Source organism: Nitrospirillum viridazoti CBAmc, from assembly GCF_000730165.1.
Lineage (GTDB): Bacteria > Pseudomonadota > Alphaproteobacteria > Azospirillales > Azospirillaceae > Nitrospirillum > Nitrospirillum viridazoti.
The window spans coordinates 472,370-495,226 of sequence record NZ_CP022112.1; the positions used below are offsets into that span (position 1 = coordinate 472,370).

At 68.2% G+C, this 22,857-nt stretch carries 4 protein-coding genes and 1 pseudogene; 1 reads left to right on the forward strand and 4 read right to left on the reverse strand.

Annotation, left to right across the window (positions count from 1 at the left end; translation table 11 throughout):
• The first annotated feature begins 507 nt into the window (after positions 1-507).
• Positions 508-20,313: a hypothetical protein gene (locus Y958_RS24005; RefSeq protein ID WP_145727525.1), complete on the forward strand. Its 19,806-nt coding sequence runs from the start codon at positions 508-510 to the stop codon at positions 20,311-20,313.
• A 159-nt stretch (positions 20,314-20,472) separates the two neighbouring features.
• Here the strand turns inward: Y958_RS24005 and Y958_RS24010 are convergent, their stop codons facing one another.
• The 4 genes and pseudogenes from Y958_RS24010 to tnpA all read right to left on the reverse strand — a co-directional run bounded on the left by Y958_RS24010 (position 20,473) and on the right by tnpA (position 22,841).
• Positions 20,473-20,889: an IS630 family transposase gene (locus Y958_RS24010; protein WP_425600697.1), complete on the reverse strand. Its 417-nt coding sequence runs from the start codon at positions 20,887-20,889 to the stop codon at positions 20,473-20,475.
• Between the two features lie 62 nt (positions 20,890-20,951).
• Positions 20,952-21,976: pseudogene (tnpC, locus tag Y958_RS24015) on the reverse strand (IS66 family transposase).
• 107 nt (positions 21,977-22,083) lie between these two features.
• Positions 22,084-22,431: an IS66 family insertion sequence element accessory protein TnpB gene (gene tnpB / locus Y958_RS24020; protein ID WP_088871131.1), complete on the reverse strand. Its 348-nt coding sequence runs from the start codon at positions 22,429-22,431 to the stop codon at positions 22,084-22,086.
• The gene (gene tnpA, locus Y958_RS24025; protein ID WP_186291586.1) at positions 22,428-22,841 is read right to left on the reverse strand and encodes an IS66-like element accessory protein TnpA; all 414 of its coding nucleotides are present in this window, start codon (positions 22,839-22,841) and stop codon (positions 22,428-22,430) included. The genes tnpB and tnpA overlap by 4 nt, the downstream gene beginning before the upstream one ends.
• Between the last annotated feature and the right edge of the window lie 16 nt (positions 22,842-22,857).

Consider the following 22,857-nt stretch of genomic DNA (forward strand, 5'->3'; position numbering starts at 1 on the left):
TGGACACGATTAAGTGAGGGGACCGGGCCGTCATCGCCCGGAGGGCCTTCAACACAGCTCGCATCCTGGCCTGGGGCGCGTTCGGCACGCTGCCGTCCCGCACGACGGGCTGTGATGTGCTGATCCATAAGGGCTGCATTTTCAATGCAGCCCTTACGATGCCTGGTCTGAATGTGTATGCGGAAGGTGTTATTGGTTAAAGTCAAGATCCCGTCTATAGTACTAACCTGTATTACATAAGAATAATGCGTCGTGTGTGCGGGGGCTCAAGAAGAGCCTATCGGAATGTTTGAGTTTAACCAGCCTATTAGCGGATCTGGACCGGCAGTGTAAGGCGGCGATTTTCTGTGGGGCGATCAAAAAAGTATGGGGGCAGGGATGGGGCTGCGAGGAGCTGGCGGGACTGACACCTGTCCGCAAGAGATACGACATGACCACCGGCTGCGGCTCGCTCGTGCCCGAAGGGTTTTTCTGGCTGGTTCCTCGCTGGCGGTGGTGGCCGTCGGCATGGCGGCGCCCCGGCCCGTCCACGCCCAGAGCGCCTACACCACCTACAGCGGCAATTTTTTATCCAGCGGCGTGACCTTGACCGGCAATACGGTGATCGGCGCTGGCACCATCGGCGCCCTGTTCAAAAACGCCCGGGTCAATCCGCTGCTGATCACCGCCGGCGGCACCATCAAAACCGGCCTGGGCGGCATCGCGCTGATCAGCGGATCGTCGATCACCAGCATCGTCAACAGTGGCGTGATCGGCGGCACCAACTTCGCCGTGTCCATTTCCAGCGACAGCACCCTGGGCGCGTTGCGCAACAGCGGCACCATCCTGGGCGACGTCATCAACAACGGCAGCACGGATCTGACCCTGGGTGGCGGCACCGCCGCGGGCACCTATACCGGCATGAGCGGCCAGGGCACCATCACCAACACGCTCAGCAACCTGATCTTCACTGGCGGTTTCCTGCTGAACGACGCCGTCAACATCAGCGGCCATACGCTGATCAACAGCGGCGCTGCCGTCACCCTGACCAGCATCGTCACCGTCACCGGCGACTACACCCAGGCGTCCGGCACCCTGGCACTGGGCCCCTCGGGCGAACTGGTGATCACCGGCAATGCCAGCCTGGCCGGTGGCCAGGTGACCGCCACCCTGTCCACCCTGTCGGCCGGCGCCACATACCTGGTGGGGGATGCCCTGGCCACCCTGGTGGCCGCCGGCAGCGGTACCTATACCGGCCTGACCGGCAGCATCACCAGCAGTTTGGCTCGCCTGGCCGCCACCCTCGGCACGGCCGGCGGCAACTTGGTGGCGCAGGCTCTGAACGACTACATCGGCGCCGGCACGCCCAGCCTGACGCTGACCGGTACGGTGGATACCAACGGCACCACGCCCGTCGCCGCCTATGTGGCGCCCGGCGTCAGCATCGGTACCCTGGTCAATACCGGGCACCTGACCGGCGACACCATCGGGTTGAGCATCGGCACCGGCGCCACCATCGGCACCCTGATCAACGCCGGTCTGATCGACCTGCATGTGTCCCTCAACGGTATGCCGCAGACCGGCATTGCCGTCGCGCGGAACGCCGTCGTGGGCACCCTGTCGAACAGCGGCACGATCCAGCAGATCCGCTACGGCATCACGGCCTTCAACGCCACCGTCGGGCTGCTGTCGAACAGCGGCACGATCACGGGCACGACCAACGGCATCGGCATCTACACCACGGTCAGCACCATCCAGACGCTGGTCAACAGCGGCACCATCGACATGCGCGCCGGATCCGCCGGTGTCCTGAGCAGCGCGACCCTCGGCACGCTGGTCAACAGCGGCGCCATTCTTCTTGGCGCCAACAGCACCTACAACTACGGCATCATTCAACGAACGGCGACGCTCGGGACGCTGGTCAACAGCGGCCTGATTTCGGCGCCCGATGCCCTGATGGTGCAAACCATTGGCTCCGGCAGCAGCGGCGCGTTCCTGACCATCGTGAATTCCGGCACCATCGCCGGCAACATCAGTACCAGCACCCTGGCCGCCAGTGTGCCCAACGTGACCGTCCTGGGCGGCAGCGCCGGCACGGTCGGCACCCTGACCGGCTTCTCCGGCACGCTCAATCCCGGCGGCACCGGTGTCGTGGGTGTGTTCACCAACGCCAACAGTGATTTGTATTTCGCCGGCGGCAACCTGTTGCTGAACGACCGCATCAACGCCACAGGGCATACGGTGCTGAACACCGGCGCCGCCCTCACGCTGGTCAACCCCATCAACGTCACCGGCGCCTACGCCCAGACGGGCGGCAGCCTGGTCCTGACCAACAGCGGCGCGCTGACAGTCAGCGGCAGCGCCAGCCTGACCAACGCGACCGTCAGCATCGCCCCCAACGCCGCCGGCAACTACGTCGTCGGCAGCCCCGTCACCGTGGTGGTCGGCGGCGGCGGATCCGATTTCACCGGCGTGTCCGTTTCCCTGGGTGCGCTGACCGGTGCCAGCCTGACCGGCAGCGTGGCCGGCAACGGCCTGCTGGTGGTGGCCAGTAATGATTATATCGGCAGCACGCTGGCAACGCTGACCAACAGCGGCAGCCTGTCGGGTGCCACCGTGGTCTACATCGCCGCCACCGGCAGCCTGGGCCAACTGGTCAACACCGGCACGCTGACCGGGGACATCCGGAACCTGTCGGCCAATACCCTGTCCATCAGTGGCGGCACGGGCGGCGTGGTGGGCACGCTGACGGGCGGCACCCTCAGCAACAGCTTCAGCGACCTGGTGCTCAGCGGCGGCAGCCTTCTGCTGGACGATGCGGTCAACGTCAGCGGCCACACCCTGGCCAACAGCGGCGCATCCGTGACCCTGGCCAGCGTGGTCGGGGTCACCGGCAACTACGCGCAGACGGCCGGCACCCTGGTCCTGCAGCCGGGCGCCGGGCTGGCGGTCAGCGGCGGCGCCACCATGACGGGTGGCAGCGTCATCGCCACGCTGTCCACCCCATCGGCGGGCGCGACATACCTGGTGGGTGACGCACTGTCGACCCTGGTGTCCGCGGCCAGCGGCGCCTATACGGGGCTAAGCGGCACGGTGGCCAGCGGCCTCAGTCCGCTGACGGCCGCCCTGGGTACCGACAGCGCCAACCTGCTGGCGGTGGCCACCAGCGACTACGTCGGCGCCAACGCCGCCAGCCTGACGCTGACCGGCACCGTGGATACCGGCAGCATTGCCGCCTATGTCGCCAGCGGCGTGTCCCTTGGCACGCTGGTCAACGCCGGCCACCTCACCGCCGGCACGGTGGGGGTGGGGATTGACGTGGCGTCGGCCACTATCGGCACCCTGATTAACAACGGGCTGATCGACGGGCGCGTGAGCGCCAGCACCACCCAGTTCGGCATCCGCGTCGGCACCGGCGCCACTGTTGGCACCGTGTCCAACACCGGCACCATCCAGGCCCATGTCGGCATCCTCAGCCAGACCAGATTCGGCAGCGTCTTGTCCAACAGCGGCCGGATCGCCGTAGGTGCCAGTGGCTTCGGCATCGTCAACAACGCCACCGTGGCCACGGTCAGCAACAGCGGCACCATCGCGGCCACCGCCGGCGGCGTCGGCATCTACAATGTCGGGACCATTGGCGCGGTGCTGAACAGCGGGCTGATCACCGTCAGCGGCGGTACCGGCAACCAATACGGCATCCTGCAATCGCAGTTCTCCATGGGCACGGTGATCAACAGCGGCACCATCCTGGCGCCCGAGGCCGTGGCGCTGGTCTTCGGCGGCAGCATCGGCACCCTGGTGAACGCGGGCTTGATTGCCGGCAACATCGTCAACGGCACCCTGAACGACAGCTATTCCTATGGCGGCCTGACCATCGCGGGCGGCAGCGGCGGCAGCATCGGCACCTTCACCGGCTATGTCGCTAACAGCCAGGGCACCATCAGCAACACCTTCAGCAATGTGGTCTTCACCAGCGGCGCCCTGCTGCTGAACGATGCCATCGATGCCGCCGGCCACACGGTCATCAACACCGGCGCCGGCATCACGCTGGCCAATACCGTCCGCATCACCGGCGACTATGCCCAGACGGGCGGCAGCCTGAGCCTGTCCAACGGCGCCCAACTGCTCGTCAGCGGGGCCGCCAGCCTGACCGGCGCCCAGGTCAGCGTGAGCAGTCTGCCCACCCAGGCCAACTACGTGGTGGGTGCCCCCACCACGGTGGTGGTGGGCGGTGCCGGTTCCGACTACACCGGCGCGTCCGTGACGGTGGCGCCTCAGACGGGCATCACCCTCACCGGTGGGAATGACGGCACCAATCTGCTGCTGATGGCGCAGAGCGATTATGTTGGTGACACCCTGGCCACCCTGACCAACAGCGGGGCCGTGTCGGCCCCCACGGCCCTTTACATCGCCGCCACCGGCAGCCTGGGCCAGTTGGTCAATACCGGCACCCTGTCCGGCACCATCCTGAACCTGTCGGCGCACGACCTGTCCATCATCGGCGGGACGGCCGGCACGGTGGGCGTGCTGACCGGCGGCGCCATCATCAACACCCTCGGCAACGTGATGCTGAGCGGCGGCCTGCGCCTGGCCGAGAATGTGAACGTCAGCGGCCACACCCTGGTCAACACCGGCGGCATCGTCGACGCGACCGGCAACCTTGCCATCACCGGCGACTATACCCAGGTGGGTGGCGCCCTGATCGTCGCCAACAACACCGCCCTGGCCGTCAGCGGTAGCGCCAGCATCACCGGCGCCACGGTCAGCGGCACCGTGGCGGTCAACAATGGCGCCACCTATCTGCTGGGCGACACCCTGGGCACCCTGGTGAGCGCGGCCAGCGGCAGCTACACCAGCCTGACCGGCTCCCTTGCCGCCTCGACCGATCGTGTGACGGCCAGCCTGGGATCGGACGGCGCCAACCTGCTGGCCGTGGCCGGCAACTATTACATCCGCAGCAATCTTGCCAGTATCGGCAACACCGGCGTCGCCAGTGGCGTCACCGCCCTGTATCTCACCAACACACTTGGCACCTTCACCAACAGCGGCACGCTGGCCGGCAGCAGCTACGGCATCATCGGTCAGGCCAGCGGCAGCATCGGCCTGCTGGACAACAGCGGCCTGATCCAGGGCGGGGCGTTTGCCGTGGCGATGGGCAGCATCGGCACGCTGGTCAATGGCGGCACCATTGCCGCCGGCACGGTCGCCATCCTGGGCAGCAACCAGTACACCCTCGCCACCATCGACAACCAGACCCTGGGCCTCATCAGCGGCCAGACCGCCCTGTCCCTGGCCGGCACCGTCGTGGCCATCGGCTCGATCAACAACAGCGGCACGATCCTGGGGCAGTCCTACGGGATCTGGAACAGCGGCACCATCAACCGGCTGTCGAACAGCGGCACCATCGCGGCGACCGTGACCAACGGGCTGGCCATGATGAACTTCGGCAGCATCGGGACCTTCGATAACAGCGGCAGGGTCACCGCCGTCCGGTCGGACATGGTGAACAACGGCACCATCGACACGCTGACCAACAGCGGGCTGATCGGTGGCGGGACCAACGTCGCCCTGCGCAACTACTCCATCATCAGCACCCTGTCCAACAGTGGCACCCTGACGTCCACCAACGGGGTGGGCTTCTACAACAATGGCACCGTCGGCCTGCTGGACAACAACGGCGGCACCATCAGCAGCGGCGGGTCCTTCGCCCTGGTCAGCCCCGGCACCATCGTCCGCCTGGCCAACAGCGGCACCATCACCGCCCCTGGTTTCGGCATCGGCCTCTTCAACGGCGGCAAGATCGGCACCCTCGCCAACGCCGGACTGATCACGGGCGGCACGGCCCTGGAGATCTTCGTGGGCAGCCAGGTGGACCTGCTGGTCAACAGCGGCACCATCGCCGGCAATATCGACAACAACTTCGACCCGAACAACGCCGGACCGGGCACGCTGGCGGCCGCCCTCACCATCGCCGGCGGCACCGGCGGCACCATTGGTACCCTGACTGGCGCCAACCTGACCAATCAAGGCCACATCACCACCCGGTATGCCGACGTGGTCTTCTCTGGCGGCGATCTGCTGCTGAACGATAACATCACCACCAACGGCTTTACCGTGCGGAACACCGGTGCCGGCATCACCGTCGCCAACACCGTCAACATCACCGGCGGCTATATCCAGACAGGGGGCAGCCTGGGCGTGGCGGTGGGGGCCGGCCTGCTGGCCGTCAGCGGCAGCGCCAGCCTGACCAACGGACAGGTGCAGCTGGTTGGCGCCGCCACCAACAACTATTTCCAAGCCGACACCCTGGGCACCCTGGTGACCGGTGGCGCCGGTTCCGACTATGCCGGCGTGACGCTCAGCGGCGATGGCGCCGGCCTCAGCCTGGCCGGGGTCACCATTGGTACCGACCTCATCGCCGTCGTGCGGAACGACTACATCGGCGGCACCTACGCCAGTCTGGGCAACACCGGGACGCTCAGCGTCCAGAACGGCGCCGCGGTTTACGTGGCCCAGACCGGCACACTGGGCACCCTGGCCAACACCGGCGGCGTGATCAGCAGCGTCGGCAGCACCGCCATCGCCAACAGGGGCACCATCGGCACGCTGTCAAACAGCGGCACGATCACCGGCGCCGGGGTCGGCCTCCATAACACCGGCCTCATCCATACGCTGACCAATGACGGCACCCTGGGCGGCCTGTTCGCGGACGGCGTCATCGACACGGTTGTCAACAGCGGCACCATCGGCGGCGCGTTCGATGTCAAGGGCACGCTGGGCCTGCTGTCCAACAGCGGCAGCATCGGCACCCGGATTTATGTGGAGCAGACGGGCGGTGTCGGCACCCTCATCAACAGCATCGGCGGCGCGATCAGCGGTGCCGCCAGCGGTATCGGGAATGCCGGTTCCCTAGGCACTTTGGTCAACCGAGGCCTGATCAGCGGCGCCCAGTACGGCGTCTTTTCCTCCAACGCCACGGGCACGGTGGTCAACAGCGGCACCATCCAGGCCACCGGTGCCAGCGGTACCGCCCTATATGGTTCCTTCGGCACCATCCTGAACAGCGGCCTGATCAGTGGCGCCAACGCCCTGTCCCTCACCAGCCAGCCGGACCTGCTGAACAACAGCGGCACCATCCTGGGCGATATCCAGGCCACGTCCGGTACCCTGACCCTCACCGGCGGCACCGGCACGGTGGCGGGCACCTTCAGCGGCGCCACGGTGACCAACCGGGGCACCATCACCGTCACCAGCGGCAATGTGGTGCTGGCGGGTGGCAACGTCCTGCTGAACGACAACGTCGTCGTCAGCGGGCACACCCTGATCAACAACGGCGCCAACCTTCAACTGGCCGGCGCCGTCAGCGTCACCGGCGGCTACAGCCAAACGGTCGGCACCCTGGGCGTCACGGTAAACAACGGCCTGACGGCCAGCGGCGTCGCCAACATCACCGGCGGCACGGTCCTGGCCTCCCTGGCCGCCACCGGCAACTATCTGGCGGGCACGCTGGGCACCCTGGTGGCCGGCGCCAACGGGTCCAGCTACGGCGCCACCGTGGTCTCCGCCCTCACGGGCCTGGCGGGCAGCGGCGCCCTCAGCGGCGGCACCCTGCTGTTCGTGGGCGGCAACGACTACATCGGCGGTGCCTACGCCACGCTGAGCAACAGCGGCAGCCTGTCGGCCGCGACGGCGGTCTACATCGCGGCCACCGGCAGCCTGGGCAATCTTTCCAACACCGGCACGCTGGTGGGCAACGTCCGCAACCTGTCGGCCGTCGACCTTTCCATCGTTGGCGGGACCACGGGCACGGTTGGCACCTTTACCGGCGGCACCCTCATCAACACCCTGTCCAACGTGGTGCTCGCATCCGGCAATGTGCGCCTGGCCGATGCCGTCGACGTGACCGGCCACACCCTGGTGAACAGCGCCGCCGCCGTGACCCTGGGCGGCACCGTGGCCGTCACCGGCGATTACAGCCAGACGGGAGGTGGCCTGCGGTTGGGTATCGGCAGCGACCTGCTGTCCGTTACCGGGGCGGCCCGGTTCGCGGGCGGCGTGGCCACCGTCACCGGTTTCTCAAGCACCGCCAACTATATGGCTGGCAGCATCTTCGGTACCCTGGTGCAGGGTGGGGCGGGGTCCGACTACACCGGTATCAGCATCACCAACACGGTGGCCGGCTTCGGGCTGGGCGGCACGGTGGCGAACAACGCCCTGCAGGCCGTGGCGCTGAACGACTATGTCGGCGGCACGCTGTCCGCCCTGACCGTCACCAATGCCGTCAGCACCGCCAGCACGGCGTTGTACGTGGCGGCCACGGGGTCGGTATCGGGCACGCTGACCAACAGCACCTCGCTGGTGGGTCAGAACGCCGGCGTGCGCAATTTCGGCACCATCGGCGCGCTGCTGAACGACGGGACGATCGCCGGCGGTGCCTATGGCCTGCGCAACAGCGGGGGCGCCATCACCTTCCTCGGCAACCACGGCACCCTGGCGGGCCAGACGGCCGGCCTGGCGGTGGACGGCGGTAGCGTCATGTTCGCCCTGAACGACGGCAGCATCGCCACCGTCGCCGTCAGCGGCGGCGGTTCGATGTTCGCGCTGGGCAATATCGGGCGGATCAGCGGCGGTGTTCAGGTGCAGGACGGCGGCACGCTGGGCTCCATCCTCAACTTCAACGGCGGCCTGATCAGCGGCGCCACCGCCCTCAGCATCGGCGCCCAAGGCCAGTTCTTCGCGCTGGCCAACGGCGGCACCATCGCCGGCAACATCATCAATAACGCCACGGCCACGCCCAACCTGACCATCATGGGCGGCACGCTGGGCAATACCACCATCGGGACCGGCACCTTTACCGGCGCCGCCCTGACCAACCAGGGCATCATCACCAACACGCTGGGCGACGTGCTCTTCGCATCCGGCGACGTGCTGCTGAACGACAGCGTCAATGTTGGCGGCAACACGGTACGGAACATCGGCGCGGACCTGACCCTGACCGGCACCGTCAGCGTCACCGGCAATTATGCCCAGACGGGCGGCACCCTGGTCCTGGTGACAGGCGCCGGCCAGCTGGCAGCCAGCGGCAGCGCCAGCCTGACCAACGGGCAGGTGCAGCTGATCGGTGCCGCCGCCGGCAATTACCTGCAGGGCGGCACGGTGGGGACCCTTGTGGCCGGCGGTGCCGGCTCCGACTACGCCGGCGTGGTGGTGACTGATGACGCCACCGGCCTGACCCTCAGCGGCGCCATCGCCGGCACCGCCCTGGTGGGCGTGGCGCGGAACGACTATATCGGCAGCACCTATACCAGCCTGGGAAATACCGGGACGCTCAGCGTCCAGAACGGCGCCGCCGTTTACGTGGCCCAGACCGGCACCCTGGGCACCCTGGCCAACACCGGCGGCGTGATCAGCAGTGTCGGCAGCACCGCCGTCGCCAACCTGGGCACCATCGGCACGCTGTCGAACAGCGGCACCATCACCGGCGGCGGGGTCGGCCTCCATAACACCGGCCTCATCGATACGCTGACCAACGCCGGCACCCTGGGCGGCCTGTTCGCGGATGGCGTCATCGACACGGCCGTCAACAGCGGCACCATCGGCGGCACGTTCGATGTCAGGGGCACGCTGGGCCTGCTGGCTAACAGCGGCAGCATCGCCACCCAGATTCATATCGAACAGACGGGCGGTGTCGCCACCGTCATCAACACCACCGGCGGCGTGATCAGCGGTGCCGCCAGCGGCATCGAGAATGCCGGTTCCCTCGGCACTCTGGTCAACAGTGGCACCATCCTCGGCACCACCAATGCCGGCATCGGCGGCGCCGGCGCCATCGGCCTGCTGTCCATCACCAGTCTGGGCCTGATCGGTGGCGGCGTGGTGGGTGTGGAGGCCGGCGCCTTGGGAACCCTCATCAACCAGGGCACCATCGCCGGCGGCAGCATCGGCATTTCCGCGGGCACCATCGGCCTGCTGGCCAATGCCGGCACCATCGCCGGCGACGTGGCCACCTCGGGCGACCTGACCGTCACCGGCGGCAGCGGCACGGTGATGGGCATCTTCACCGGCGCCACCCTGGGCAGCCAGGGTGCCCTCAGCATTGCCGGCGGCAACCTGGTGCTGGCCGGTGGCAATGTCCTGCTGAACGACAGCGTGCGGGCGGCGACCGTGGCCAATACCGGCGCCTATCTGGCGTTGGCTGCCGGCATCAGCGTCACAGGCGCCTACGGCCAGACGGCCGGCACCCTCGGTGTCACCGTGGACCACGGCCTGACGGTCAGCGGCGTCGCCGGCATCACTGGCGGCACCGTCCTGGCCACCCTGGATGCCGGCGGCAACTATCTGGCAGGCACCTTGGGCACCCTGGTGGCCGGCGCCGCCGGGTCCGACTACAGCGGCGCTGTGGTGGCCTCCGCCCTGACCGGCCTGACGGGCGGTGGCGTGGCCAGCGGCGACAGCCTGCTGTTCGTGGGCGGCAACGACTATATCGGCGGCGCCTACGCCACGCTCAGCAGCAGCGGCAGCCTGTCGGCCGCTACGGCCATCTATATCGCGGCCGGCGGCAGCTTGGGGCAACTGGCCAACACCGGCACGCTGGCCGGCAACATCCGCAACCTCTCGTCCGTTGACCTGTCCATCACCGGTGGGACCGGGGGCACGGTGGGCACCTTCACCGGCGGCACCATCGTCAACAGCCTGTCCAACGTGGTCTTCGCGTCCGGCGATGTGCGCTTGGCCGATGCCATCGACGCCGCCGGCCACACGGTGGTGAACAGCGGTGCCGACCTGACGCTCGGCGGCACGGTCGCCGTCACCGGCGACTACGACCAGACGGGCGGCAGCCTGCGGTTGGGCATCGGCAGCGACATGCTGTCCGTCACCGGGGCGGCGCGGTTCATGGGCGGCGGCGCCACCGTGACCAGCGCGTCGGGCACCGCCAACTATATGGCCGGCAGCATCCTGGGGCCGCTTGTGCAGGGCGGGGTGGGGTCCGACTATACGGGCCTCAGCATCACCAACCTGGTGACCGGCTTCGGTCTGGGCGGTACGGTGGTGAGCAACGCCCTGCAGGCTGTGGCGCTGAACGACTATATTGGCGGCACGCTCGCCACGCTGTCCATCACCGGCGCGGTCAACAACGCCAGCACGGCGCTGTATGTGGCCACCACAGGGTCGCTGGGCACCCTGACCAACAGCACCACGCTGGTCGGCCAGAACGCCGGCCTGCGCAATGTCGGCACCGTCGGTGCGCTGGTGAATGACGGCTCCATTGGCGGCGGCAGCTATGGCCTGCGCAACAGCGGCGGCCTGATCACTTTCCTCGACAATGTCGGCACCCTGACCGGGCAGACGGCCGGCCTGGCCATCGACGGCGGCGTTGTCGCCTCCGCCCTGAACGTCGGCGGCATCGCCACCGTTTCCATCGGCGGCACCGGCACGCTGCTTTCCCTCGACAACCAGGGCCAACTCAGTGGCGGCATCCTGGTGACCGGGGGCGGGCGCCTTGACACCCTGGGCAACAGCGGCACCATCGCCGGCGACATCCGGGTGGCCGCCGGCACCCTGACCATCGTCGGCGGCAGCGGCGCTGCCCAGGGCACCTTCACCGGCGGCACCCTGGGCAGCCAGGGCACCATCGCCGTCAGCGGCGATGTGGTCCTTGCCGGCGGCAACATCTGGCTGAACGACGGCATCCAGGCCACCGGCCATACCGTGGCCAATGCCGGCGCCAACCTGCAGCTGGCGGGTGCCGTCAGCGTCACCGGCGCCTACAGTCAGACGGCCGGCACCCTGGGGGCCACCGTGAACAATGGGCTGACGGCCAGCGGTGCCGCCAGCATCACCGGCGGCACCGTGCTGGCCACCCTGGACGCCACCGGCAACTACCTGGCGGGTACGCTGGGCACCCTGGTGGCCGGCGGTAACGGGTCAAACTACAGCGGCGCCACTGTCAGCTCAGTCCTCACCGGCCTGACCGGCACCGGTGCCGTCAGCGGCGACACCCTGCTGCTGGTGGCGGAGAACGACTATATCGGCGGCGCCTACGCCACATTGACCAACAGCGGCAGCCTGTCGGCCGCCACGGCCGTCTATATCGCGGCGGGGGGCAGCTTGGGCCAGCTGGCCAATGCCGGCACGCTGGCCGGCAACATCCGCAACCTGTCGGCCGTGGATCTCTTCATCACCGGCGGGGGCGGCGGCACGGTGGGCACCTTCACCGGCGGCACCATTGTCAACAGCCTATCCAACGTGGTGTTCGCGTCCGGCGACCTGTTGCTGGCCGACGCCATCGATGCCACCGGCCACACGGTGGTGAACCAATCCGCCACCCTGCGGCTGGCCAGCCAGGTCAGCATCACCGGCGCCTACGCCCAGACCGGCGGCACCCTCAGCATCGATCCCGGCACCGGCCGCCTGGTCGCCAGCCAGGCCATCGTCGTCAGCGGCGGCGTGGTGCAGGCCACGCTTAACGCCGGCGGTACCTATCTCTACGGCAACGGCTACACCTTGATGCAGGCTGGCGGTGGTATCGACCTCAGCGGCGCCAACCTCATCACCGCCCTGGCCGGTTTCGCCGGCAACGCCACCATCGTGACGGTGACGGGCGCCAGCGCGCTGCTGCTGCAGTTCGCCAACGACTATATCGGCGGCACCATCGGCAGCGCGTCGAACAGCGGCACCATCTCTGGCGTGCGCACTGCCGGATACGTTGCCGCGACCGGCAGCGTCGGCACCCTGTCCAACAGTGGCCTGTTATCGGGCGGTGTGATTGGCGCCGCCAACAACGGGGTCGTCGGCACCCTGGTGAACGACGGCGCCATCACAGGGGCTAGCAGTGCGGCCGCCAACGTCGGCACCCTTGGCACCCTGGCCAACAGCGGCACCATCACCGGCGGCCGCGATGGCGTCCACAACATCGGTACGGCCACGCTGGTCAGCAACACGGGCCTGATCAGCGCCATGTCCCGCGCCGGCCTGTACAACGGCGGCGGCATCGCCACCGTTTCCAACAGCGGCACCATCACCGGCACCGTCGGCCTCTACAACAGCGGCACGCTGGCGGTCCTGATGAACGCCGCCGGCGGCACCTTGGCGGGTGTCACGGCGCTGTACAACGACGGTACCCTGGGCACCATCGCCAACAGCGGCATGATCCGCGGCGCCATCGTGAACGACGCGGCGCAGGACCTGGTGTTCACCGGCGCCGGCGGCGGCGGCCAGGGCACGCTGACGGGCCTGTCGGGCAGGGGCACGATCACCAATACCCGGGGCAACGTGGTCTTCGCGGCCGGTGCCCTGCTGCTGGACGATGACCTCGCCGCCACCGGTCATGCCGTGGTGAACAGCGGCGCGACCCTGGCGCTGGCCAATGCCGTGACGGTCAGCGGCGATTACAGCCAGGTCGGCGGCAACCTGGTGCTGACGCGGAACGACACCCAGGCGGCTGAACTGGTGGTCAGCGGCACCGCCACCGTCGGCGGTACCGTGCTGGCCAACCTGTCCTCCACCGCCAACTATCTTGTGGGGACCAGCACCTTGCTGCAGGCGGCGGGCGGTGCCACCGTGACGGCACAGCTGCAGGTCAGCGGCATCACCGGCCTGTCCGCCGCGCAGGGCGCCGTCAGCAATGGCCTGACTCTTACGGTCGGTAACGACTATGTCGGCGGTTCGCTGGGCAGCGTCACCAACAGCGGCACCCTGTCGGCGGCCACCGCCATCTATGTGGCCGGCAGCGGCACCCTCGCCACCCTGGTCAACAGCGGCCTGCTGACCGGCACCGCCCATGCCCTGGTCAATTTGGGCAGCCTGGGCACCATCGCCAACAGCGGCACCCTCGCCGGCGATATCCTGAACGATGGCACCGGCACGCTGGTGATCACGGGTGGCGCCGGCACCCTGGTCGGCACGTTGACGGGGCAGTTGTCGGGGCCGGGGGCCGGCATCGGCACGCTGACCAGCACGGGCGGCGACGTGGTCTTCGCCGGCGGTACCCTGTTGCTGAACGACATGATCGCCGCGGCGGGCCATACGGTGTCCAACACCGGTGCCTCATTGCATCTGGCCAGCACCCTGACCATCACCGGCGACTATCGCCAGACAGCGGGCAGCCTGGCGCTGGACGCCGGTCAGTTGGTGGTCACCGGTGTCGCAGCGCTCAGCGGCGGCACGGTCGCGGCCTCGGTCTCGGCGGCCAGCAACCAGTTGGTGGGGGCGGTGCTGGGCACCATGGTCGTGGGTGGTGCCGGTTCCAGCTATACCGGGCTGACGGCCCTCGTGAACGTGGCCAGTGTGGGCGTGACGCTCAGCACCGTCACCATCGGCGGCACTGTCGACCTGCTGGCCGTGATCGCCAACAACTATGTCGGCGACACGCTGGGCAGCCTGGGCAACAGCGGGGTGATCGACGCCCCGACAGCCGTCCATGTTGCCGCCGGCGGCACCGTTGGCAGCCTGTCCAACACCGGCACCCTGATCGGCACCATCGCCGTGCTGAACCAGGGCCAGGTCGGCAGCTTCAGCAATGACGGCACCGTCATGGGCAGCGTCGCCGGCATCAGCAACGCGGGATCCATCGGCACCCTGGGCAACCAAGGCACAGTGATGGGCAGCGTCACCGGCCTGGGCAACCAAGCGGGTGCCAGCATCGGCACGCTCAGCAACAGCGGCACCGTGGCCGGCCAGATGGCCCTTTACAACGCCGGCACCATCGACGTCTTCGTCAACACCGGATCGCTGATCGATGCCGGCGCGCCCACGGCCGCCGGCCTGTACAACACGGGCAACATCGCCACGGTGCTGAACAGCGGCACCATCCTGGGTGCCACCTACGGTGTCTACAACGCCGGGACCATCGGCACGCTGGCCAACAGCGGCCTGATCACCGCACCTACCGCCCTCTATCTCGACACCAGCGCCAGCCTGGGCGTTCTGGCCAACAGCGGCACCGTCACCGGCAACATCCTGAACCTGTCGGCCAACAGCCTCAGCATCACCGGCGGCAGCGGGACGGTGGTGGGCACCCTGACCGGCTATGCCGCCGGCAGCCAGGGCAGTATCATCAACACCTTCGGCAACGTGGTTCTCGCTTCGGGCAATCTGTTGCTGAACGACGCCGTGGACGTGGCTGGCCACACGCTGGTCAACAGCGGTGCCTCGGTAATTCTGGACAGCCTGGTCAGCGTCACTGGCGCCTACAGCCAGACGGCCGGCACCCTGACCCTGGACATCGCCAGCGGCGGGGCCCTGGCCGTCAGCGACGCCACCAGCCTGAGCGGCGGCACCGTGCTTGCGGATTTCGCGTCCACCGGCAACTACCTGGCCGGCAATGTCACGACGCTGGTCGCTGGCGGCATCGGCTCCAGCTACACCGGCGTGGCGGTGCAGGGCTCCCTGACCGGGCTGTTGGTGAGCCAGGGCGTGGTGGGCACCAATCTGCTGGCGGTAATTGGCAATGACTATGTCGGCGGTACCCTGGGCAATCTTTCCAACACCGGCACCCTCACCGCCGCCACGGCTGTGTACATTGCGGCCAGCGGCAGCCTGGGCAATCTTTCCAACAGTGGCGCCCTGATCGGCGACCTGCTGAACACCAGCAGCCATGATCTGGTGATCGTGGGCGGCACCGGCACGGCGGTGGGCAGCTTCTCGGGTGGCACCATCCGCAACAGCCTGTCCAACCTGACCTTCGCGTCGGGCGCGGTCAGCCTGGGCGATGCCATCGACGTCACCGGCCATACCGTCAGCAACAGCGGCGCCAACCTCACCCTGGCCAGCGACATCTCCGTCACCGGCGCCTACAGTCAATCGGCGGGCGCACTCGACGTGGCCGGCCATAGCCTGAACGTCAGCGATGCCGCCAACGTCAGCGGCGGCACGGTCTCCGCCGGTCTCAATGGCACCGGCAATTACCTGGTGGGTGACAGCGCCACCCTGATCCAGGGCGGTGCCGGTTCCAACTATGCCGGCGCCGTGGTGACCAGCGGTGTCAGCGGCCTGTCGGCGACCGGCACGACCAGCGGCACCAGCCTGCAGGCCGTGGCCGCCAACGACTATATCGGCGGCACTCTGGTCAGCCTGGCCGTCACCGGCAGCCTGACCAACACCGCCGGCGGCGCCACGGCGCTGTACATCGCCAGCACGGGCACGCTGGGCACCCTGGCCAACAGCGGGACGATATCCGGCAACATCGCCAACGCCGGCACCGCCAGCCTCAGCATCACCGGCGGCACCGGCACGGTGACCGGCACCCTGACGGGGACCGGCGGCATCGGCACCATCACCAGCACGCTGGCGAATGTGGAACTGGCCAGCGGCAACCTGGTGCTGAACGACCAGGTCAACGTTGGTGCCGGCACGCTGGTGAACAGCGGCGCCACCGTGCTGCTGACCAACGCCATCAGCGTGACGGGCAACTACAGCCAGTCGGCGGGCACGCTGGCCATGGGCATCGGCAGCGGCACGGCGGGTGAGCTGCTGGTCAGCGGCAACGCCGCCTTCACCGGCGGCACCGTGGCGGTGACGGCGCTCTCGGGCAGCAACCTGATCGCGGGTCAGAGCTACACCATCGCCGAGGTGGGCGGGTCCTTGACCACCAGCGGCCTCAGTGCCGCGGCTACGGGCTTCAGCGCCACGCTGGGCACGGGCGCCAACGGGGCCGCCACCGACCTGCTGCTGACGCTGCTCAGCGACTATGTCAGTGGCACGCTGGGGACGCTGAGCAACACCGGCACGATCAACGCCGCCACGGCGGTGCTGATCACCAGCGCCGGTTCCTTGGGCACGCTGGCCAACAGCGGTGTCCTCATCGGCAACGTGATCAACGCCAGCGCCAATGACCTGGTGATCGTCGGCGGGGCCAATGGCACGGTGGGCGGCTTCGCGGGCGGCACCATCCGCAACAGCCTGAGCAACCTGACCTTCGCTAGCGGGGCGGTCAGCCTGGGCGACGCCATCGACGTGACCGGCCACACGGTCAGCAACAGCGGGGCCGGCCTGACGTTGGCCGGCGACGTGGCGGTGACGGGCAACTACAGCCAGACGGCGGGCACGTTGGCCGTGGCCGGCCATAGCTTGAGCGTCAGCGGTGCGGCGCAGGTGACGGGCGGCGTGGTCGATGCCGGGATGACCGGGACGGCCAACTACCTGGTGGGCGACAGCGTCACCCTGATCCGGGGCGGCAACGGCTCGACCTACACCGGGGCCACGGTGGTCAGCGGCCTGACGGGCCTGGACGCCACCGGCACCACCAGCGGCAGCAACCTGTTGGCCGTGGCGGGCAACGACTACATCGGTGCCAGCCTGGCCACGCTGAACGTCACGGGTACCCTGGCCAATACGGCCGGCGGCGCCACGGCGCTGTACATCGCCTCGACCGGTACCCTGGGCGCCCTGGCCAACAGCGGCACCATCAGCGGCAACGTCACCAACGTCTCGGCGCGGGATCTGACCATTACCGGCGGCAGCGGCACCGTGGTGGGCAGCTTCACCGGCGGGACCATCCGCAACACGGGCGCCAATGTGGTCTTCGCCTCGGGTAACGTCAGCCTGGGCGATGCGATCGATGTGGGCGGCACGCACACGGTCAGCAACATCGGGGCGGCCATTGCGCTGACCACGGACGTTGGCGTCAACGGCACCTATGCCCAGAGCGCGGGCAGCCTGAACGTGGGCGGCCATGTGCTGACGGTCAGCGATGCGGCGGTGGTCTCCGGCGGCGTGGTCAACGCCGGCGTCAACGCCACCGGCAACTACATCGTTGGCGACAGCGTCACCCTGATCCAGGGCGGCACGGGTTCCAGCTACAGCGGCGCCACCGTCATCAGCGGTATCACCGGCCTCGATGCAACCGGCACCACCAGCGGGACCAACCTGCTGGCGATCGCGGGCAACGATTATGTCGGCGGGACTCTCAACACCCTGAACGTCACCGGCACGCTGGCCAACACGGCCGGCGGCGCTACGGCGCTGTACATCGCTCACACGGGCACCCTGGGCAGCCTGGCCAACAGCGGCACCATCACCGGCAATGTGGTGAACACCGGTGTCCGCGACCTGACCATCATTGGCGCCACTGGGGGCGGCGGCAACGGCGCGGTGGGCCGCTTCACCGGCGGCACCATCACCAGCACCGGGGCCAACGTGGTGTTCGCGTCCGGTGCCGTCAGCCTGGCTGATGCGCTGAACGTCGCCACCCATACCGTCAGCAACGCCGGCGCTGGCATTGCGCTCGCCAGTGACGTGGCGGTCACGGGCAACTTCGCCCAGAGCAGCGGCACGCTGACCACGGGCGGTCATGTCCTGACCGTCAGCAATGCTGCCACCGTGACGGGCGGCGTGGTCAATGCCGGTGTCAGTGCCACGGCCAACGTCCTGGCGGGCGACAGCGTCACCCTGATCCAGGGTGGCACCGGCTCCAGCTACAGCGGTGCCACGGTCACCAGCGGCCTCACCGGCCTGTCGGCCAGTGCCGCTGTCAGCGGCAGCAGCCTGATGGCCGTGGCCGGCAACGACTATGTCGGCGGTAGCCTGGCCAACTTGAGTGTCACCGGCACGCTCAGCAGCCCGACGGCGCTCTATATCGCGGCCACCGGCGCCTTGGGCACCCTGGCCAACAGCGGCACCATCAGTGGCAACATCACCAACCTGTCGGCCAACGACCTGGTGGTTGCGGGCGGCACCGACAGCGCCCCCGGCACCCTGACGGGCGGCACCATCACCAATACCCGGTCCGATCTGCGCTTCGTGCGCGGCGTCATGATGCTGAACGACCGGGTCGATGTCGGCAGCCACAGCGTGGTGAACAGCGGGGCGACCTTGCTGGTGAACAGCGCGGTCAACATCACCGGCAGCTACAGCCAGACGGCCGGCAATCTGGTGGTCGGCGTGTCGTCCACCACCAGCTACGGCAGCCTGGTCATCAGCGGCAGCGCCAGCCTGACGGGCGGGTCGGTGACGCTGACGGCGATCAATGGCGGCCAGCTGTCGGCGGGCAGCTACACCATCGCGTCGGCTGGGTCCACGCTGACGACCAGCAACCTGACCCTGACGGCCGCCGGCTACACCGTCACCAGTTCCACCATCACCGCCAACGGTGCCACGGACCTGATCCTGACGCTCAGCAGCGGCAGCGGCGGGACCACCGGTCCCACGGGCCCCACGGGCCCGACCATCAGCACCCAGTACACGGCGGTGGGCCTGGCGGCGGGCGGCCCGGGGGTGGGCACCGGCCGGGCGCTGGACGTCATCGCCAACAGCAGCCGTGCGACGGCCCAGGCCTTCCAGGCGGCGGTGCTGACCCGCCTGTCCAAGCTGTCGGGCGAGGCGCAGCAGCTGGCGGTGATCCAGCTGTCGCCCAGCCAGCTGACGCCGCAGATCAACACCTTCTCCGTCACGCCCTCCACCAACGCCATCAGCCTGCACCAGCAGCATGCGGCGGCGTACATGGATGGCCCAATGGGGGATGTAAACGGGAAGGGGGCGGCGGCCGGCTCCGACGGCCAGCAAGGCGCGGTGTGGGGCGAGATCCTGGGCGGCGGTGTGCTGCGCGGCAACAACGCCGACGCGGCGGGCTACAGCGGCACCACGGCCGGCCTGGTGCTGGGCGTGGACTGGTACGCCAATGACACGGTCATGGCGGGCCTGGCCTTCAGCTGGCTGAACGGTTCGGTCAACGGCGAGGGCACCGCCGCCGGCAGCCAGACCAAGGCGGCCAGCTACCAGCTGACGACCTACAGCGTCTGGCGACCGGATTGGGCGGACCAGCGCCTGTCGGTCGAGGGCCAGGCCAGCTTCGGCTACAACCACTACGACCAGCGCCGCTGGATCGGTTTCCTGGGCGCCCGCGCCGACGCCAACTATGGCGGGGAGCAGTATCTGGGCAAGGTGACGGTGGGCTACGACCTGCCGGTCTCCGCCAGCTTCACCCTGACGCCGCAGGCCAGCCTGCGGGCCGTGCGCCTGACCAACCACGCCTATGACGAGCATGACGCCGGCGTGGCCAACATGGCGGTGGGCGCCTTGAAGGTGGACAACCTGACGCAGGAGCTGGGCGCCAAGCTGTCGGGTAATATAGGGACGGCCTGGGGCCGGCTGCTGCCGGACCTGCGTCTGGCCTGGGTGCACGACTATCTGAACGGCCCCATCGCCACCACCAGCGTCCTGGCCGGCACCAGCTTCGTCAGCAGCACCGGCCGCACCGCCGCCGATGGTCTGGGCATCGGCGTGGGGGCCACCCTGGACCAGGGCGACGGCTTCAAGCTGCGGCTGGAATACTCCGGTGAGCTACGCCGCGATTACCAGAGCCACGCCGGGGTTCTGCATGCTACCTTTGACTTCTGAGCGAAGACGCGCCCCGGCTACTGTCACTTCCATCATCTGCGACTTGGCACTGAAGTAGGCCTTCTGCCGAAAATGGGGCAAGTCATCTAGAGTCTGTCTGATTTAGATAGAAGCATATCCTGCGTGTCGGATGTAGGCAGCACACTCCGTGGGCTCGAATCAGTCGAGGAGTGTGCCGATACGCCGCCAAGTTGTTTCTATGGTTCTCTCGTCTGCCTTGCGGACCAGCCTTTTGAGCTTTGCAAACATCATCTCGATGGGATTGAGGTCCGGGCTGTAGGGCGGAAGAAAGAGGATGTGGGCGCCGGCATCTCGTATGGCTTTGCGAACGGCGTCGCCCTTGTGGCTGCCCAGGTTGTCGAGGATGACGACGTCCTTTGGCGCCAAGGTTGGGACCAGAGCTTGCTCGACCCAGGCAGAGAAGATGGTGCCGTTGATTGGGCCGTCGAGGACGAAAGGCGCGACAATACGATCATGCCGCAAGCCGGCCAGGAAGGTCAGCGTCTTCCAGTGGCCATGGGGGACTTTGTCCAGATAGGGTTGCCCGCGCTGACACCAGCCATGTGTCCGAGTCATGTTGGTTTTCACGTAAGCGTCTTCTGACGGCTGCGGCCGGCTCCAGTTGATCGGCGCGTGGCTCAGGGCCTCTGGACGATGTTCCAGGGCAGCAGGTCGGTGATGCGGTTGATGGGGTGGTCGGCGATACGGTCGAGCACGTCGCGCAGGTAGGCCTGGGGATCGAGGCCGTTGAGCTTGGCGGTCTGGGTGGTGGTGTAGATCGCGGCGGCCCGTTCCCCACCGGCGTCGGAACCGGCGCAACATCCAGTTGCGTCTTCCGATGGCCAGGGGCCTGATCGCCCGTTCGGCGGCGTTGTTGGAGAGTTCCAGCCGGCCGTCGTCCACATAGCGCGTCAGCGCCGTCCACCGCGAGCGGGCGTAGCGGATGGCCTTGGCCAGGTCGCCTTTGCCGGGGATGCGCAGCAGCGTGGCATCGAGGAAGGCGGCCAGTTCGTCCAGGGCTGGCCGAGCTTTGGCTTGGCGAAGCAGGCTGCGTTCCTCGGCCGACAGGCCGACCAGGGACCGTTCGATGTCGAACAGCACCCCGATGCGCTTGAGCACCTCCGCGGCCAAGGGAGAGCCGGTTTCGACGTGTTCGTCGAAGAACTTGCGGCGCACATGCGCCATGCAGGCCACTTCGGCGATCCGGCCGCCGTCGTACAGGGCATCGAACCCGCCATAGCCATCGGCGTGCAGGTGCCCACGGAAGCCGGCCAGTTCCCGTTGCGGATGCTCGCCCTTGCGGTCGGGCGTGTAGCGGTACAGCACCGCCGGCGGGCCTTGTCCGGCATGGGGGCGTTCGTCGCGCAGGTAGACCCACAGCTTCAGCGGCGGTTGTGACCTCCAGGTCCTCCAGCGACAGCTCAAGCTGCTCGATCTCGCGGGCGATCTTCTCGGAAGACGAACCGAACTGCATCCGCCGCAGACGGGCCAGTTGGATCTTGAGCTTCTCCATCTCCAGCGCCTTGGCCACCAGGCCCGCCTTGGCGGCCGCCAGTTCGGTCTCGCTGGCCTCACGGCGCCGGCGCTCTGCCTCCAACTCCGCAGCCTGCGCGGCGATGATCGCGCGCAGCGCCTCGACGTCATTGGGCAATGGAGCGGGCAGTGGATCGGCGATGGACGACATGGGCCGATTCTACCGGAAGGGCGCCACCCCGAGGAGGACCGATCACCGTCATCGCGCCGATCACCGGCGAGCGTGGCAGCCCGGACTCACCCCGCCGTCTCCGGACGCCAGGGGCGCTGCGGAGCCCGCCAGTCCATACCTTCAAGAAGCATCCCGAGTTGGGCCGGGGTGAGAGCCGCCACTCCCTCGCGGCTGATCGGCCACACGAAGCGGCCTTTCTCCAGGCGCTTGGCGAACAGGCAATAACCCTGGCCATCCCAGTACAGCACCTTCACCAGGTGCCCTTGCCGGCCACGGAAGACGAAGAGATGGCCGGCGAACGGGTCCTGCTTCAGAACCTCCTGGGCTAGCATGGCCAACCCGTCCATGCCCTTGCGCATGTCGGTGGCGCCCATCGCCAGGTAAATCCGCACGCCGGCGGGAACCGTGATCACCGGCCGTCCAGCACATCGGCCAGCCGACGGAGCGTGGCGGGGGCGATGTCCTCGCCGACACGCAGCACGCGGCCGTTGGTGAGCACCACCTCGACCAGGGCGGCCTGCCGCTCAACGGGCGGCCCCGGTGGTTGGGAGGGCAGCACGGCGGGGGACACCACGCCGGCAGGGGGCGCCGCGTCAACCAGATGCACCGGCACAAAGGACGCCGCCTCAGGGGTGAGTTCGCCGCTCCGGATCTGCCGGCGCCATCGGTAGATCAGGCTGCTGCACACCCCATGGCGCCCTGCCACCGCCGCCACGGTGCCGCGACCGCCACGCGCCTCGCCCACCAGGCGAATCTTCTCCTCCGCCGAATAGGCGCGCCGCCCACCGGCCCCAGTGATGACCTCGATACGTTGGACTGCCACGGTGCAAACCACACTG